This is a genomic window from Lysobacter concretionis Ko07 = DSM 16239, from assembly GCF_000768345.1.
GTDB lineage: Bacteria > Pseudomonadota > Gammaproteobacteria > Xanthomonadales > Xanthomonadaceae > Novilysobacter > Novilysobacter concretionis.
The window spans coordinates 63,907-80,634 of the sequence record NZ_AVPS01000004.1 but is presented as its reverse complement, the minus strand read 5'-3'; the positions used below and the strand labels follow the sequence as shown (position 1 = coordinate 80,634).

At 65.9% G+C, this 16,728-nt stretch carries 16 protein-coding genes; 6 read left to right on the top strand and 10 right to left on the bottom strand.

Annotated features, from left to right (window positions below; genetic code table 11):
* Window positions 1-96: 96 nt before the first annotated feature.
* Genes N792_RS04945 through mtnC form a run of 5 tightly spaced genes read left to right on the top strand, consistent with a single transcriptional unit; the run spans window position 97 to window position 4,825 of the window.
* Window positions 97-1,566 carry an amino acid permease gene (locus N792_RS04945; protein WP_036193120.1) on the top strand — a complete coding sequence of 490 codons (1,470 nt, stop codon included), beginning with the start codon at window positions 97-99 and terminating at the stop codon, window positions 1,564-1,566.
* 10 nt (window positions 1,567-1,576) lie between these two features.
* On the top strand, window positions 1,577-2,869 hold the full coding sequence (locus N792_RS04940) for an amino acid permease (RefSeq protein ID WP_052103491.1): 1,293 nt from the start codon (window positions 1,577-1,579) through the stop codon (window positions 2,867-2,869).
* A gap of 59 nt (window positions 2,870-2,928) precedes the next feature.
* On the top strand, window positions 2,929-3,567 hold the full coding sequence (locus tag N792_RS04935; protein ID WP_036193119.1) for a methylthioribulose 1-phosphate dehydratase: 639 nt from the start codon (window positions 2,929-2,931) through the stop codon (window positions 3,565-3,567).
* Window positions 3,564-4,121 carry a 1,2-dihydroxy-3-keto-5-methylthiopentene dioxygenase gene (locus tag N792_RS04930; RefSeq protein ID WP_036193118.1) on the top strand — a complete coding sequence of 186 codons (558 nt, stop codon included), beginning with the start codon at window positions 3,564-3,566 and terminating at the stop codon, window positions 4,119-4,121. Before N792_RS04935 ends, N792_RS04930 begins: the two co-directional genes overlap by 4 nt.
* Before the next feature lie 8 nt (window positions 4,122-4,129).
* Window positions 4,130-4,825, top strand: coding sequence for an acireductone synthase (gene mtnC / locus N792_RS04925; RefSeq protein WP_425478845.1), 696 nt, complete (start codon window positions 4,130-4,132; stop codon window positions 4,823-4,825).
* A 437-nt stretch (window positions 4,826-5,262) separates the two neighbouring features.
* On the opposite strand, the gene N792_RS04920 is transcribed toward mtnC, so the two are convergent.
* The 10 genes from N792_RS04920 to N792_RS04875 form a co-directional block, all read right to left on the bottom strand.
* A complete protein-coding gene (locus N792_RS04920) occupies window positions 5,263-6,945 on the bottom strand; it encodes a calcineurin-like phosphoesterase C-terminal domain-containing protein (RefSeq protein WP_084105422.1) in 1,683 nt (560 codons plus the stop codon).
* Between the two features lie 95 nt (window positions 6,946-7,040).
* Window positions 7,041-7,649, bottom strand: a complete 609-nt coding sequence (gene hisIE / locus N792_RS04915; protein ID WP_036193116.1) for a bifunctional phosphoribosyl-AMP cyclohydrolase/phosphoribosyl-ATP diphosphatase HisIE — start codon at window positions 7,647-7,649, stop codon at window positions 7,041-7,043.
* On the bottom strand, window positions 7,636-8,415 hold the full coding sequence (hisF, locus tag N792_RS04910) for an imidazole glycerol phosphate synthase subunit HisF (protein ID WP_036193115.1): 780 nt from the start codon (window positions 8,413-8,415) through the stop codon (window positions 7,636-7,638). The genes hisIE and hisF overlap by 14 nt, the downstream gene beginning before the upstream one ends.
* Window positions 8,409-9,215, bottom strand: a complete 807-nt coding sequence (locus tag N792_RS04905; RefSeq protein WP_084105420.1) for a 1-(5-phosphoribosyl)-5-[(5-phosphoribosylamino)methylideneamino]imidazole-4-carboxamide isomerase — start codon at window positions 9,213-9,215, stop codon at window positions 8,409-8,411. Before N792_RS04905 ends, hisF begins: the two co-directional genes overlap by 7 nt.
* On the bottom strand, window positions 9,215-9,859 hold the full coding sequence (hisH, locus tag N792_RS04900; RefSeq protein WP_036193114.1) for an imidazole glycerol phosphate synthase subunit HisH: 645 nt from the start codon (window positions 9,857-9,859) through the stop codon (window positions 9,215-9,217). The genes N792_RS04905 and hisH overlap by 1 nt, the downstream gene beginning before the upstream one ends.
* Window positions 9,856-10,929 (bottom strand): bifunctional histidinol-phosphatase/imidazoleglycerol-phosphate dehydratase HisB, encoded by a 1,074-nt coding sequence (gene hisB / locus N792_RS04895; protein WP_036193508.1) that lies wholly within the window; start codon window positions 10,927-10,929, stop codon window positions 9,856-9,858. Before hisB ends, hisH begins: the two co-directional genes overlap by 4 nt.
* Before the next feature lie 5 nt (window positions 10,930-10,934).
* The gene (hisC, locus tag N792_RS04890) at window positions 10,935-12,020 is read right to left on the bottom strand and encodes a histidinol-phosphate transaminase (RefSeq protein ID WP_425478844.1); all 1,086 of its coding nucleotides are present in this window, start codon (window positions 12,018-12,020) and stop codon (window positions 10,935-10,937) included.
* Window positions 12,021-12,031: 11 nt separating this feature from the next.
* The gene (gene hisD / locus N792_RS04885) at window positions 12,032-13,348 is read right to left on the bottom strand and encodes a histidinol dehydrogenase (RefSeq protein ID WP_036193507.1); all 1,317 of its coding nucleotides are present in this window, start codon (window positions 13,346-13,348) and stop codon (window positions 12,032-12,034) included.
* Window positions 13,349-13,362: 14 nt separating this feature from the next.
* Entirely contained in the window at window positions 13,363-14,274 is a 912-nt protein-coding gene (gene hisG / locus N792_RS04880) for an ATP phosphoribosyltransferase (protein WP_036193112.1), read from the bottom strand.
* An 80-nt stretch (window positions 14,275-14,354) separates the two neighbouring features.
* Entirely contained in the window at window positions 14,355-14,666 is a 312-nt protein-coding gene (locus N792_RS04875) for a YerC/YecD family TrpR-related protein (protein ID WP_036193111.1), read from the bottom strand.
* A 242-nt stretch (window positions 14,667-14,908) separates the two neighbouring features.
* Between N792_RS04875 and N792_RS04870 the strand changes: the two genes are divergently transcribed.
* On the top strand, window positions 14,909-16,717 hold the full coding sequence (locus N792_RS04870; RefSeq protein ID WP_191150468.1) for a sensor domain-containing diguanylate cyclase: 1,809 nt from the start codon (window positions 14,909-14,911) through the stop codon (window positions 16,715-16,717).
* Window positions 16,718-16,728 lie beyond the last annotated feature (11 nt).

Below are 16,728 nucleotides of genomic sequence, written 5' to 3'. Positions count from 1 at the left end.
CACTGGGTTAAGGTGGCCCGCCACTTGCCGCGCACTTGGTGCACGGTGTAGTGATCGACGGCCATCGTCGCTGTCGACAACTCAGTTGGGGATCCGATGTTCAAGAATCTGTTCATGACCAAGCCGATCGCACCGGCTGGACACGTCGATGCCGGCGAGCCCTTCGAGGGCAGCCTGGAAGGCGAGGCATCACTCAAGCGCACTCTCGGACCCACCCAGCTGATGATGCTCGGCGTCGGCGCCGTCATCGGCGCAGGCATCTTCGTGCTGACCGGCCAGGCCGCGGCGGAACACGCCGGCCCGGCGATCATGCTCAGCTTCGTGCTGGCCGGCATCGCCTGCGCATTCGCGGGCCTGTGCTACGCCGAGTTCGCGGCGATGCTGCCGGTCTCGGGCAGCGCCTATTCGTACTCGTACGCCACCCTGGGCGAAGGCGTGGCCTGGTTCATCGGCTGGTGTCTGGTGCTCGAATACCTGTTCGCCGCATCCACGGTGGCGGTCGGCTGGTCGGGCTATCTCAACGCGTTCCTGACCAACTTCGACATGGCCCTCCCGGCGCATCTGGCCAGTGCGCCGTTCACGGTCGTGGACGGCTCGCTGGTGCGCAGCGGCACCCTCATCAACCTGCCGGCAGTGCTGATCATTGCCGCCCTCAGCGGTGTGGGCTATGTCGGCATCAGCCAGTCGGCGATCGTCAACTCGGTCATCGTGGCGATCAAGGTCGTCGCGATCCTGATGTTCATCGCCTTTTCGGCCAAATACATCGATGTCGCCAACTGGCAGCCGTTCATCCCGGAAAATGAAGGCCCCGGCAAATTCGGCACCAGTGGCGTGGTCCGGGCCGCGGCGATCGTGTTCTTCGCCTACATCGGCTTCGATGCGGTCTCCACCGCCGCCGGTGAAGCCAAGAACCCGCAGCGCGACATGCCGATCGGCATCCTGGGTTCGCTGGTGATCTGCACGATCCTGTACATCGTGGTGAGCGCGGTACTGACGGGCATCATGCCGTTCCAGCTGCTCAACACGCCCGAGCCGGTATCCACCGCGCTGGACAACTATCCGTCGCTGCGCTGGCTGCAGACCGTGGTGCAGGTCGCCGCGATCGCGGGTCTGTCCTCGGTGATCCTGGTGATGCTGATGGGGCAGCCGCGCATCTTCTACACGATGTCGCGCGATGGCCTGCTGCCGAAGATCTTCGGCAAGGTGCACCCGAAGTACCACACCCCCCACGTGAGCACCGTGCTGGTCGGCATCGTGGCGGCCGGACTGGCCGGCTTCCTGCCGATCAACCTGCTCGGTGAAATGGTCTCGATGGGCACCTTGCTGGCGTTCTCGACGGTCTGCGCCGGCGTGCTGATCCTGCGCTATACCCGTCCCGACCTGCCGCGGCCGTTCAGGGTGCCGCTGGCGATCGTGATCTGTCCGCTGGGCGTGATCGCGTGCCTGTACCTGTTCGCACAGCCGTTCGCCGAGCACTGGGACCTGCTGCTGAGCTGGATCGGGATCGGCGTGCTGATCTACGCCGGCTACGGCTACCGCCACAGCAAGCTGCGCAAGAAGCGATAAGGGCGTGTCCGTGAGCGCGCGCAAGATAGGCCCGGTGCTGGCCACCTTCATGGTGGCCAACAACATGATCGGCTCGGGATTCTTCCTGCTGCCGGCGACCCTCGCCCGCTCCGGGGCGATCACGGCGATCAGCTGGCTGCTGGCCACCGCGCTGGCGCTGATGCTGGGCGGCGCGTTCGCCCGACTGGCGCGTGACTACCCCAATCTGGAGTCCTCCGACGACTACGTGCGCCCGGCGCTGGGGCGCGACGTCAGCTTCCTGGCGACCACGCTGTACTGGGTCTCTTCCTGGATCGGCAACAACGCGATCGCGGTGGCTGCATTCGGCTACCTGGTCACCCTGCTGCCGCTGGACGGCGCCAATCCGCAGGTCCAGGTCGCCGGCCAGATCGGCCTGATCTGGCTGATGTTCGCGCTCAACCTGCTCGGTCCGCGCCCGGTCGCGCGGTTCGAATCGTTCTGCGTGGTGTTCGGGCTCGCGCCGGTCGCCGCGGTGCTGATGTTCGGCTGGGGCAGCTTCGACCAGGGCATCTACGACGCCGGCTGGAACGTCACCGGAAAGAGCAACGGTTCGGTGGTGTTCGGCGCGCTGGCGCCGATCTTCTGGGCCTTCGTCGGCCTGGAAACCGGCGCGATGGTCGCCGGCGTGGTGCGTGACCCCAAACGCAACGTGCCACGCGCCACCCTGGCCGGCATCACCATCGCCGGCGTGGTCTACCTGATCTCCTCGGTGCTGGTGATGGGCATCGTCCCCGCGGCCGATCTTGCCGAATCCAGCGCACCGTTCGCACTGGTCGCCGCCAAGATCTTCGGACCCTGGGCCGCGATCGCCATTGCCGCCGCTGCCGCGCTGAAGGCCACTGGCACCCTGGGCGGCTGGATGCTGGTGACCGGCGAGTCCGGTGCACGCGCCGCCCAGCGCGGATTCCTGCCGGGTATTTTCGGGCGCATGAACCGCAACGGCGCCGCCGGCTGGGGCCTGCTGATCGTGTGCATCTCGATGAGCGGAATCGCCTTCTTCACCTTGTCGCCGGATGTCTCGTCGCAGTTCGAGATCATCATCGAGATGGTGGTGATGCTGGTCGTGCTGGCGTATGCCGCCGCCGGCCTGAGCCTGGTGGTGGGCACCCGCGAGCGACGGCCACGCGGCAGCGACCGTCTGCTCGGTGTGGGCGCGCTGGTCGCGTGCGCGCTGCTGCTGGCGTCCTCGTCGATGCAGATGCTGGCGGGCGCATCGGTGGTCGCCCTGTTCGCCTGGATCCTGTACCGGGTATTCGGACCCAAGCCCGTCGTTGCCACCTGACGAACAGGCCGTCGGCCCAAGCGCTGGTCGCGGCCTCCCGCGTTGCTAAACTCACGGGCATGACTACTGCCCTGCCCTACGACATCCAACAGCTGAAGCACTGCGCCGACGAGATCGTCCTCAACGTGCGCGAACTGGCGGCGGCCGGCTGGACGCCCGCCACCAGCAGCAACTTCTCCCGCCGGATCGACCAGCACCACGTCGCGATCACCGTATCGGGCGGCGACAAGGGGCGGCTGACCGGGAACGACATCATGGTCGTCGACCTCGACGGCCAACCCGTCGCGACCGATCGCCGCCCATCCGCCGAAACCCTGCTGCACACCCAGCTCTACAAGCGTTTCGGGGAAATCGGCTGCGTGCTCCATACCCACTCGCAGAACCAGACCGTGGCCTCCCGCCTGTACGCCGGCGCCGGCCATGTCCGGCTGGAAGGCTACGAGATGCTGAAGGCGCTCAGCGGCAACACCACCCACGAGACCGCGCTGGAGCTGCCTGTGCTCCCCAACAGCCAGGACATGCACACGCTGGCCGCGCAGGTGGATGCCCTGCTGGACCGCCAGTGCATGTGGGGCTACCTGATCGACGGCCACGGCCTGTATGCGTGGGGACGCGACATGGCCGAAGCCCGCCGTCATCTGGAGGCGCTGGATTTCCTGCTGGGATGCGAACTTGAATTGAGGAAGCTGCAACGATGAGCCGTCTGCGTATTTTTTCCGACACCGACCCGGCCACCGCGTTGCTGTCCACCAGCGACCACGCCGCGATCGCCCGCGAACTGGCGACCATCGGCGTCGCCTTCGAGCAATGGGAAGCCAACCAGCCGGTCACCCCCGGCGATCCGCCGGAAAAGATCCTGCAGGCCTACCGCGCCGACATCGACCGGCTGGTGGCGCAGCATGGCTTCCAGAGCGTCGATGTGGTCAGCGTCGGTGCCGACAATCCGAAGCGCGCGGAGATCCGCAAGACCTTCCTTGACGAGCATTTCCACAAGGAGGACGAGGTGCGCTTTTTTGTCGCCGGCTCCGGCCTGTTCACCCTGCACGTGGGCGACCGGGTCTTCGAGGTGCTGTGCGAACAGGGCGACCTGATCTCGGTGCCCGATGGCACCACCCACTGGTTCGACATGGGCGCGGAGCCGGATTTCATCGCGATCCGCTTCTTCAAGCAGCCCGACGGCTGGATCGGCCACTTCACCGGCACGGATATCGCGCAGCGGTTCCCCCGCCATGAACCCGGTGAGGCCCGATGAGCGCTCCGATGAAAGCCATCCTCACCGATATCGAAGGCACCTCCAGCAGCATCTCGTTCGTCAAGGACGTGCTGTTTCCGTATGCGCGGCGGGCGCTGCCCGGCTTCGTGAAGGCGCGCGGCCACGAGCCGGCGATACGCAAGTGGCTGGACATGGTCGCCACCGAGATGGGCGGCATGTGCCAGGACGCGATGATCGCCGAGGTGATGCAGGGCTGGATCGACGAGGACCGCAAGCACACCGCGCTCAAGGCGCTGCAGGGCATGATCTGGGCCGACGGCTACCAGTCCGCGGATTTCACCGCCCACATCTATCCCGACGCGGCCGAGGCGCTGCGCCAGTGGCACGCCGCCGGCCTGCCGCTGTACGTCTATTCCTCCGGCAGCGTGCCGGCACAGCGGCTGTTCTTCGGCCACAGCGATGCCGGCGACCTGACCGGCCTGTTCTCGGGCTGGTTCGACACCGAGATCGGCGGCAAGCGCGAGGCCGGCAGCTACCGCCGGATCGCCGACTCGATCGGCCTGCCCGCCGCGGAAATCCTGTTCCTGTCCGACGTGGTCGCCGAGCTGGACGCCGCGCGCGAGGCCGGCATGGACACCGTACTGATCGACCGCATCGAGGACTACCCGCAACCGCGCGATGCCGGACAAGCCAATGGCCACCGCCGGCTCGAATCGTTCAGCGCCATCATGCCGACAGCCTGAGCCGGCGGACGAAGCACCGGCCGACGCTGCCGGGCCCGACGTCTTCACCGCCGCTCCTACCGGCACGACCACTCGGGTTGCCGTAGGAGCGGCTTCAGCCGCGATCCGACCGTCACCACCAAGACGAGAAAGACTGACACCGTTACCGGATCGATCACCGGAATCGATACGTCGTTATCGCATCGCTCTCCGCGCGTTCGCGGCTGAAGCCACTCCTACGACATCGAAGGAAGCCCCATGGGACAGAGCACCGTCGACCGGGTGTTGTAGGAGCGACGTGAGTCGCGACCTGTGCATCACCACCAACGCGAGGGAAGCCGCCGTCGTTACCGGATCGACCACCGGAACCGGTGCGTCGTAGCGCATCATTCCCTGTGCATTCGCGACTGACGTCGCTCCTACCTGGCATGCGGCGGGGTGCTCGGCACGCCAACCAGCTACTCGGCGGCATCCTGCAGCCGGTAGCGGGTTTCAGCCCGCTGCTCGCCCAGCCACGGGTCGAACACGCGGACTTCGACCCGATGCTCGCCGGTCGCCAGGTCGGTCGGCAGCGCGCCACGCCACAGGTGCCGGCTGGGCCTGGCTTCCGGGGAGCGGTCGAAGCCGCGCAGGACGGTCGCCTCGTCGTCGCGGACGTTCTCGGCCAACAGGACCGGATCGGCCTGTTCGACACGCCGCATCGGCTTCCAGTCACCTTCATCGATGCGGTATTGGACCCGGCTGTCGTCCCTGCCCATGAACACGTTGGCGTAAACGCCCCAGGCCGGGTACGCGCCGCGACGCAGCACCTTGGGTGCATGGAGGAACATCGCGCCGGTACGTGCCGGATCACCGGCCGCCAGTCGCGCCGGATACCAGCTCAGTGCGTACCCGCCGCCCTGCCCGACCTTCAGCCGCGCGTAGCCGTTGGGCGTGCCATCGGCCATGGTCGCGTCGGGGATGCCCTCGGCATCCTTCACGCCGGACCAGAACGCACCGCAGGCGGCACCGACGTTGTACTCGTGCAGCGGCTGGCGGCCATGCCAGCCATCGCGCGGACCGTGATGGACGTGTTGCTGCACGTGGCCGTGGCCGGTGAGCAGCAGCACGTTCGGAAAATCCCGCAGCAGGGCGAACAGGCGCTCGCGATCGGCCGCACGAAAGGTCTCCGTGGCGGGTGTCGCTGAAGTGTTGAAGAACGGGATGTGCGCACCGATCACCAGCAGCCCGTCTTTTTCCACCGTCGCCAGGTAGGCCTGGAGGAACGTGAACTGGTCCTCGCGCAGACCGCCGATGTAGGCCGGTTTCTGCCCCGGCAGGTGGATCACATCATCGAGCATCACGAACGTCGCGCCCGGCTCTTCCCAGGCCAATGTGTCCGGGCCGAAGCTGCGGCGGAAGGTCAGCAGCGAATCCTCGTCGCGGGACGCATCCAGATCCATGTCGTGGTTGCCCGCCGCATGCAGCCAAGGCACGCCGAGCGAAGCGGTGCGCGCGTTGATCGCCGGGTACAGGGACAGGTCGTCGTCGACGATGTCGCCCAGGCTCAGGCCGAGCTGCGCTGCGGGTCGGCCCGGCGTGCTTTCACGGATCGAGGCGATGATGTCGCGGGCGTAATAGTCCACGTCGGCCAGCGACTTGACCTGTGGATCGGCCAGTATCACGACATCCAGATCGTCGGGGGGCGCCTTCAGCGGTTGCAGGGCGACGTCCATCCGCCGGCTGGAATGCCTGGGAACGCCGGCATATTTCAGCGCCGGCGAGCCGTCCGGGAAGTAGTGTTGCCAGAATGCGGGCAGCCCGTCGTCCCGTTTGGCGAAGGCATATCCGGAGGGCTTGACCGCAAATACGGTGTCGCCTGGACGGACCGGAATCGAGTAGCTGCCATCGGCGGCGCTCCAGACAATGTCACGCCCGTTGGACATCTTGATTCCGGCGACCCCGGCTTCACCCGGATCACGGATGCCATTGCCATTGCCGTCAATGAACGTCGCGCCGGACACATCGGTAGCGGGTGTCGGCGCGGCATGGCCGGGTATCGCGCCGATGCCGGCGGCAGCGGCAACACAAACCCCTGGCAACCAGCGTCGCCATGACCACAGCGATGACGATTGAACGGGCGGCAAGTGCGATTCAGGCATGACGGTTTCCGAGGACGTGGACCGTGAAGCCTAGCAGCGCGGCGTCTCCACCCAGAGGCGCAGGCGGCACGCCGATATGCCGGCATGCACCACTTTTATCGGGATTGATGGCGCGCGCGCAGAACGTCCACGGCATCGTTGAGTGACAGGCCGCGAGCGCGCAGCAACACCTGCAGGTGGAAAACCAGGTCGGCGGCTTCGCCGGCCAGCGCCGCATCATCTTGGGCGACGGCCGCCAATGCGGTTTCCACGCCTTCCTCGCCGACCTTCTGGGCGATACGGCGCAGGCCCGATTCAAACAGTCCGGTGGTGTAACTGGCCGCCGGGCGCTCACGCTCACGCTGGTTGATCAGGTCATCGAGATCGGCCAGAAAATTGCCGGGGGCGTCCGGGAAGCAACTCCGCGTGCCCCGATGGCAGGTGGGGCCTTGCGGGCGGGCCTGCACCAGCAACGTGTCGGCATCGCAATCGGGCTGGATCGAGACCACTTCCAGAAAATGCCCGGAGGTCTCGCCTTTCAGCCACGCCTTTTGCCGGCTACGACTGAAAAAATTCACCTTGCCGGTGTCATACGTGGCCCGCAAAGCGGCGCGATCCATGTAGCCAAGCATCAGCACACGGAGGTTGGACGCATCCTGCACGACCACCGGCAACAAACCGCTTCGCGGGTCCCAGGCCAGGGAGTCGGGATCAATTTCGGTCATGACGCACCTCGATATCCTGGGATTGCAGGTACCGCTTCAGCGCGGGAATCTCGACCGAGCCGGAGTGGAACACGCTCGCGGCCAGCGCGCCGTCCACGTCCGCCTGATGAAACACGGCGGCAAAATGCTCACTCGCCCCGGCGCCCCCCGAGGCGATCAACGGCACGTGGCAAACCTCGCGGACGGCGCGTAGTTGCCCGATGTCATACCCCTCGCGCACGCCATCGCTGCCCATGCAGTTGAGAACGATCTCGCCCGCGCCCAGCCGCTGCACTTCAACCACCCAATCCAGCGTGGGCATGGGCAGCGCCCGGGTACGCGCGACGTCGCCGGTGAACTGGCGCACGCGCCACTGGCCATCTTGGTCCAGCAAGCTGTCGATGCCGACCACCACGCATTGCACGCCAAAGGCATCGGCAAGTTCGGACACCAGCCCAGGCCGCTGCAGCGCCGGGGTATTGACTGAAATCTTGTCGGCCCCCGCATGCAGCACCGCGCGCGCATCGGCGACGCTCCGGATGCCGCCGGCGACGCAGAACGGAATGTCGATGATCCGAGCGACGCGCTCTACCCAGGCGCAATCGACACGGCGTCCGTGCGGACTGGCGGTGATGTCGTAGAACACCAGTTCGTCCGCGCCCTGGTCGCGGTAGTACCGCGCCAGATCGACGATGTCCCCCATGTCGACGTGGTCGCGAAAACGTACGCCCTTGACCACACGGCCATCGCGCACATCCAGGCAGGCAATGATGCGGCGGCTCAGCACCCGCGCTGCTCCGCAAGCGCATCGGCCAGCGCCAGGCGTCCATCCAGCAGCGTCTTGCCGAGGATCGCACCGGCACAGCCCGCCTCGCGTGCAGCGGCAATGTCGGCCACATCACGCAGCCCGCCGGATGCCTGCAACTTCACGCCGGGGGCCAGCGCGCGGATGTGCCGGTACAGGTCGAGGTTGGGACCCCCGAGCATGCCGTCGCGATCGATGTCCGTGCATAACAAATGCTGCAGGCCCGCATCGGCGTAACGACGCAGCAGGGGCTCCAGTTGCACACCGCTGTCCTGGGTCCAGCCGGCCGTTGGCAATTGCCAACAGCCGTCGGCGCTCAGGCGTGCATCCAGCGCCACCGTGACCCGCTCGCTGCCGAACCGCTGCAGCCAGCCCATCACCAGCCCAGGCGAGCGCACGGCCAACGAACCGACCACCACCCTGTCGGCGCCGGCAGCAAGGATGGCCTCGACATCGCCCTGGTTGCGTACCCCGCCGCCCGTTTGGATCCGCAACCCGGTTCCGGCCTTCAGCGCACGCAACAACGGAATCAGGGTGTAGCCCCCGACCCTTGCTGCGTCCAGGTCGACCAGGTGCAGCCAGGCCGCGCCGGCGTCGGCATAACGGTCGGCCACGTCCAGCGGAAGCCCCGCATAGCGGGTCTCTTGGGCGTAATCGCCTTGTTGCAGACGCACCACATGGCCATTGCGGACATCGAGGGCGGGATAGACAAAAAACACCGGATCAACCGGGCTGGAATCCAATACGGCATTGGCACACAGGAAGGGGTTTGGGTGGTTCATCACGATGACATCGACAGGAAGTTGGCGAGCAGGCGCGCGCCAATCGCCGCGGACCGCTCGGGGTGGAACTGCACGCCGTGGCGGTTGCCGCTGCGTACCACGGCCGAGAACTCCTGGCCGTTTTCGCTGGTCGCAAGGGTGGCGTTCCCGAGCGGCGCGGCATAGCTGTGCACGAAATACACTTGGGCACCGTCATCGATGCCCGCCAGCAGAGGATCCTCTCGTCGGATCTGAAGGCGATTCCATCCCATGTGCGGCACCCGGGAGCGGCGGGCGGTGTCGGGGGCACTGCCGGCCGCGGGAGATCGCGCGAGGCTACCCGGAGCCAGCTTGGTGATGCGACCGGGTATCAGCCCCAGGCATTCCACTTCGCCTTCTTCGGAGGAGTCATACAACAATTGCATCCCCAGGCAGATGCCCAGCAGCGGTTGCCGCAGGTCACGCAGCACCTCCACCAGACCCAGCTCATGCAACCGTGCCATCCCGCCCGCTGCCGCGCCCACGCCGGGCAGGATCACACGCTCGGCCGATGCGATGTCCTCGGCTCTGGAGCTGACCTGTACCTGCGCGCCCAATCGCTCCAACGCATACCGTACCGACCCCAGGTTCGCGCCGCCGGCATCGATCAGCACCACCTTGCTCACAGCAGACCCTTGGTGCTGGGCAGCTCGCTGCCTTCGCGCTTGATGGCCTGCCGCAGCGCGCGTGCGACGACCTTGAAACAGGCCTCGACCTTGTGGTGATCGTTGTCGCCACGCACCTGCAGGTTGAGGTTGAGTCCGGCGCTTTCACACAACGACCGGAAAAAATGCGCCACCAGTTCGGTCGGCATGTCACCGATGCGCTCACGCTGGAATCCACCTTCAAAGGCCAGGTAGGGGCGCCCGGAAAAATCCAGTGCTGCCGTCGCCAAGGCCTCGTCCATCGGCAGGGTGAATCCGTAACGGCCGATCCCGCGCTTGTTGCCCAAGGCCTCGCGCAACGCCTGGCCGAGCGCCAGCGCGCTGTCCTCGACGGTGTGGTGCTCATCGATATGCAGGTCGCCATCGCAGTGCAGGCTCAGGGCAAAGCCTCCGTGCTTGCCGATCTGTTCCAGCATGTGGTCGAAGAATCCCAACCCGGTGGTGATACTCGGCTCGGCAACGCGATCCAGATCGACCTCGACGCGGATGCGGGTCTCCCGTGTAATGCGCTCCACCCTCGCCGTGCGAGGCGCATCGGCAAGCGCATGAGCGATGGCCGGCCAGTCCCATTCACCGCCGAACTGCGGGGTGCACAACTGGAATGCGCGAACCCCGAGGTTGCGGGCGAAGGCGTTGTCAGTCTCGCGGTCGCCGACCATCGCCGAGCGCGGCCAGTCGACACTGCGATCCTTCAGGTAATGCAGTGCCAGACCAATGCCGGGCTTTCGCGTAGGCGCGTTGTCGGATGGCAGGCTGGTGTCGATCAGCACTTCGCGGAAGCTCACGCCCTGGCTCTGCAGCACCTGCATCATCAGCTCGTGCGGGCCGTCGAAATCGGCCTGCGGGAAGGCCGGCGTGCCCAGTCCGTCCTGATTGGTCACCATCACAAACTGATAGCCGGCGTCGCGCAGCCTCAGCAGCGCCGGGATCACACCGGGGATGAAGCGCAACTTGTCGAGACGATCCAGCTGGAAGTCGTCGGGCTCCTCCACCAGGGTGCCATCGCGATCAATGAACAGGATCGGCGTCAACGCGCTCATGCGCCCATCTCCAGCGAGTCGATCACGTCGATGACCCGGTTGTTCTGTGCGTGGCTGCCGACGGTGATCCGCAAGGCATTCTCCAGTCCTGGCGTCGCGCGCTGGTCGCGCACGACGATGCCGGCCGAAAGCAATCGCTCCAATGCGGCTTGCGCATCGTGGAACCGTACCAGCAGGAAATTGGACCGGGACGGGTAGACCTGGCGGATTTCGGTCGCGGCCTGCAGTGCGGCACCCAGCCGCTCGCGTTCGACGATCACGCTCGCCACATCGGCGTCGGTCGCCGCGCATGCCGATGACTCCAATGCGCGACAGGCCACATCGATGCACGGAGTGGGCAATGGATACGGTGCCTGGCAACGCTGCAACACCGTGATCAGTGCGGCATCGGCGATCACGCTGCCAATGCGCGCGCCGGCCAGTGCATGGGCCTTGGACAAGGTCCGCAGCACCGCAACATTGCGGTGCCGGGCGAGCAGCGACACCGCCGACGGCGATTGGGAAAACTCGCCGTAGGCTTCATCGACCACCACCAGCGCGCGGCCTGCAAGGGTGCGGGCCAATGTTTCCACGGCATCCAGCGGCAACAGGTTGCCGGTCGGATTTCCGGGTGAGCACAGGAACACCAGCTTGACCCCTTGTGTCTGCGCGACTTGCGCGATTGCTTCGAAATCACAGGAAAAACCGTCCGCACCATCGCTCAGCGCAACCTCGACCACCCGGGTGCCATGCAAGCGTGCACACACCGCGTACATGCCGAATGTCGGTGGGGTGACCAGGACCGTATCGCCGCCCGGCCGGCACAAGGCGCGCACGAGCAGATCGATGGCCTCGTCGCTGCCCCGGCCCACCAGCAGCTGTGATGGCGAACATCCATACCGTCGTGCCAACGCGGCGCGCAGTCGCTCGGGTTGCGGATCGGGATAGCGACGCAGTGTGCCTTCCACATCGACCACATTCGGCCACGACAATTCGTTGGCATTGAGCCAGATGTCGCCGTCCAACTTTGCCGTGCGAGCCGAGGAGTAACCGCTGAAGCCGGCCAGGTCACTGCGGACCAGCGCGAGTGGGTCGGAAGGCATCGTCAAGGTGCTCATGCCACGTCCAGCCGTCGCGCCACCGCCAGCCGATGCGCATCCAGGCCTTCGGCGGACGCAAGCTCGATCGCACACGGACCGATCGCACGAAGGCCTTGCTGGTCGACCTCCTGCACGGTGATCGCCAGCTGGAAACTGGCGACATTGAGGCCGCCGACAAAACGCGCAGCGCCACTGGTCGGAAGTACGTGATTGGTCCCACTGCAGTAGTCGCCCAGCGCCTCGGGCGCCCAATCGCCCAGGAATACCGAACCCGCGGCTTGCACCCGCGGCAACCAGGCGCGTGCATCGCGCACTGCCAGGATCAAGTGCTCCGGTGCGTAGTCATTGCTGATCTCAAATGCCTCGTCCAAGTTTTCCACCTGGATCATGCGTGCGGCCCGCAACGCATGACGGGCGATGTCTGCGCGGGGCAAGTCGGCCAGCTGAAGCTCGATCCGGGCAGCGACGCGGTTGATCAAATCGGCGTCGTCGCTGATCAGGATCACTTGCGAGTCCGGCCCATGCTCGGCCTGCGACAACAGGTCGGCGGCTACAAATCCGGGGTTGGCACCGGCGTCGGCGATCACCAACACCTCGGACGGGCCGGCCGGCAGGTCGATCCCGGCGCCGCCCTCCAACCGGGACACCTGACGCTTGGCTTCGGTCACGAAGGCATTGCCCGGACCGAACAACTTGTCACACGCCGGCACGCTGTCGGTGCCCAACGCCATCGCCGCGATCGCCTGCGCGCCGCCGATCTTGAACACCTTGCGCACCCCGCAGTGTGCTGCGGCCACCAATACCGCCGGATCGACGCTGCCATCGGCTCGTGGCGGCGTGCACAACACCACGTCCCGACAACCCGCCAGCCGCGCCGGAATGCCGAGCATCAATGCGGTCGATGGCAATGGCGCCGAACCCGCCGGCACATACAAGCCGACCCGACGGATCGGTCGCAACACCCGTTCGCAGCGCACGCCCGGCGCCGTCTCCACGGCGTATGGCGGGATCATGCCGGCGGCGTGGAACTGTTCGATACGACCGGCGGCATCGCCGATCGCGGCGGCCAGTGCGGGCGACACGGCCGTTTCGGCGGCCGAGAACTCGGCCTCGGTCACGGCAAGATCATCCAGCACCACGCCATCGAAACGGGCCGTCAGTGCGCGTAGCGCGACATCGCCGCGCATGCGGACATCCTCGATCAGGGCTGCCACCACCTCGGCGATCTCTGCGCCATCGACCTGCGCAGGGCGGCGCAAAGCCTGCTGGCGTTCGGCTGCGCCCAGCTCTCTCCACCGCAGCGCGGGCGGTCGAACGCGACCGCTGTCCATCATCGGGCTCGCGCTCATGCCAGCATGCCCTCCACCGGCAACACCATCAGTCCGCAGGCACCGGCACGTTTCAGCTCCTCCAGCCTCTGCCAGGTCAGCGCGCCATGGCACAACGCCTGCAGGGCGAGATGGTCGGCACCATCCACCTGCATCACGGTCGGCGATTCGGCATCGGGCAGCAGCGGCAGCAATCCAGGCAGCAACTCACGCGAGGTCTGGAACAGCAGCAGCTTGCTGTGGCGAATGCGTAATGCCCCATCCAACCGGCGGAGCAGCAACTCGACCAACTCACCGCGCGCCGCGTCCAGCGCGTGGATCGGCCCGGCCAGAACGGCCTCGCTTTCAAACAATGTCACCACCGGCTTGAGCTGGTTCGCTGCGAGGGTTGCGCCACTGGAAACCAGGTCGCAGATTGCGTCCGCCTGACCCAGTCGCGGTGCGATCTCGACCGAACCCGACAGCAGTGCAACCTGCGCGTCCACGCCTTCGCGCGTCAGCCACCGCCCCAGCAGTGCCGGGTAGCTGGTGGCGATCCGCTTGCCGGACAGCTGTGCCGGGGACTTCCATTCCCAGCCTTCCGGAACCGCAAGCGCCAGCCGACAAGCGCCAAACCCCAACGCACGCCATTCGCGAAAAGCCGAAGCACGGCCCGCGCCGATCCGTGCGCCATCCTGTTCGGCCAACACGTTCCGGCCAACGATGCCGAGGTCGCACACGCCATCGGCGATCAGGCCCGGGATGTCGTCGTCGCGTACCAGCAGCAGATCGACCGGCAAGCTCTCGCCATAGCAAAACAGGCGGTCACGACTCTCGCGCCAGCCCATGCCACACGAGGCGAGCAGCGCCCGTGCAGGTTCGGCGAGGCGACCGTTTTTCTGAATCGCGATACGCAACCGATCGCGGCTGGCGGGAATGGGGGGAGTCATCAGGGGTCCAGAGAAGTGATTGCACATACACGACCTTGCGGCCCAAAGCCGCGGGCTCGGTCGATGGCAGACGGGTGGTGTCAGGCGGGTCCGGTACCGCTACGCGCAATGGCAGCGGCGTACCCGCCGGCGCCGTATTCGATCGTTCGCGCAACGCGGCCAATGGTGGTCACGCTGACCTGGGTGCGCTCGTGGATTTCGCGATAGGGAATCCGCTGCAGCAACAACGGCACCACCAGCCAGCGGTCAGTCATGGCTTCCAACTCGGCAGGCGTGCACAGATCCAACAGAAATGCCCGAACTTCGGCGGGATCGCGCAAGGCGGAAAACGCCGATGCCAAGGGATCCAGCTCATCCGGCGAATTCTCGGTTTCGGCAATGCGGCGCTTCATCTACTTTGTACCAATGTATTAACGTGTTAGCACGTTAGTCCGTCGCGATCTGTCCGTCAACCAAAATAGAGCGCTACGATACCGGCCACAGTCGACGCGCAAGGCTGTCCTCCCGACAGCTGTCACACAACGCGAAGGCGGGGCGGTGTTTTGCGTGGGGGCGGCCAATGAAATGGAACCGGTTGGGGGTCGGCTGCGGAGTATTGCTTTGGCTGGTATTTTCCGGCCAGCCGGCGCCATCCATGCCTGCCGATTCCGCGCCTGCCAGATCAGCTCCAGTCAGCGCCTCCGCGAACACACTTGAACTGGATGCCCGGACCTCCCGCCTGGAGCTGACGCCGTACATCGGCTATTACCACGATGTACCAGGCCGGGACGACTTGCCGGAAGCGATGGCGATGCTGCATGCGGGGCGTTTCGCGTCCCTGGCGGACGGCAATACGGCCTTCGGATTCCAACCGGGGGCGTACTGGTTCCACGCGCGGATCATCAACCGCAATCCGCGCGAACCACGCTGGCTGCTGGTGCAGAAATACGCGCTCAGCGACCACATCGAGGTCCATGCCGTCCATGCCGACGGGCGCGTGGAAAGCCATGTCGGCGGCGATGCGCTGCCATTCGATGCGCGCAGCATCCGCTATCGGTTGCCGAACTTCTGGGTCCGCCTGCCCGTGGGCGAACCCGTCGACCTGATGGTGCGGGTGAGCAGCCAGAGCTCAATGCAGGTACCGCTGTGGCTGTACACGCCGGCGGCCTTTGCCGAGGTGTCGCGCGACGCCCAGTTCGGTATCGGCCTCTATTACGGCATCCTGCTGGCGCTGTTCTTCTACAACCTGGTGCTGTGGTTGCGCCTGCGCGACCCGAGCTATTTCTGGTACCTGCTGCACCTGTCCGCATTCGGGCTGGTGCTGTTCACCCTCAACGGGCTGGGCTTCGAATACCTGTGGTCGAACTCGCCGTGGCTGGCCGACAAGTCGGTGCCTGTGTTGATCTGCCTGGCCCAGGTGGGCATGCAGCAGTTCGCACGGAGTTTCCTGGAGTTGCAGCAGCGGTGGCGGTTCGGCGACCGGGTGGCACTGGCGATGATCGGGTTCTTCATTGTGCTGGGCATCGCCGCCCTGTGGCTGCCTTACCGCATTTCCACGCCGATCGCGTCGGCCTCGGTGTTCGTCAGCATCGGCTGGATCGCGGTGGAGGCGGTGATGGTGATGCTGCGCGGCTACAAGCCCGCTCAGATCTTCCTGCTGGCCTGGGCCATGCTTCTGCTGGGCACCGGCATGTTCGCCGCCATTGCATTCGGTCTGCTGCCGAAAAACTTCATCACCGAATATGGCGTGCAGATCGGATCAGCCAGCGAGATGCTGCTGCTGTCGATCGCATTGGGCTACCGCTATGCGGCGTTGCGCAGCGAAAACGAGCAGATCGTCCGTGTCGCCAAGCTGGAGCTTGAGCAGACGGTCGAACGACGCACAGCCGAGTTGCGCAATGCGCTCAGCCAACTCGGCGATGCGCATGTGCGACTGCGCGAGAGCAGCCAGCGCGACAGCCTCACCGGACTGCACACGCGGGCGCATTTCATCGAGCGGTTCGAGCAGTTGATGGTGCAATCGCACAATCAGAACCAGCCGCTGTCGATGCTGATGATCGACCTTGACCACTTCAAGCAGATCAACGACCACCACGGACACCTGGTCGGTGACGACTGCCTGCGATGGGCCGCGCACACGATCGGCCAGACGCTGCGCGCACATGGCGCGTTGCTGGCCAGGTTCGGGGGCGAGGAGTTCGTGGTCGGCCTGCCCGGCCTGGATCGCCAAGCGGCCATCCTCGTTGCCGAAGACCTGCGCCAGCACCTGCACGACACGCCGTGCGTGAGCGGGGACACGCAGATTCCGCTCAGCGCCAGCATCGGCGTCCACCAGCTCGCACTGGATGGCAGCACAAACGTCTCCATGGCCCTGCAGCGTGCCGATGAGGCGCTTTACCAGGCCAAGGCCGACGGTCGGGATTGCATACGCTGGCAATCCAGCCAGTCGACGGCGACGCGGTAACCCGCGCCGCC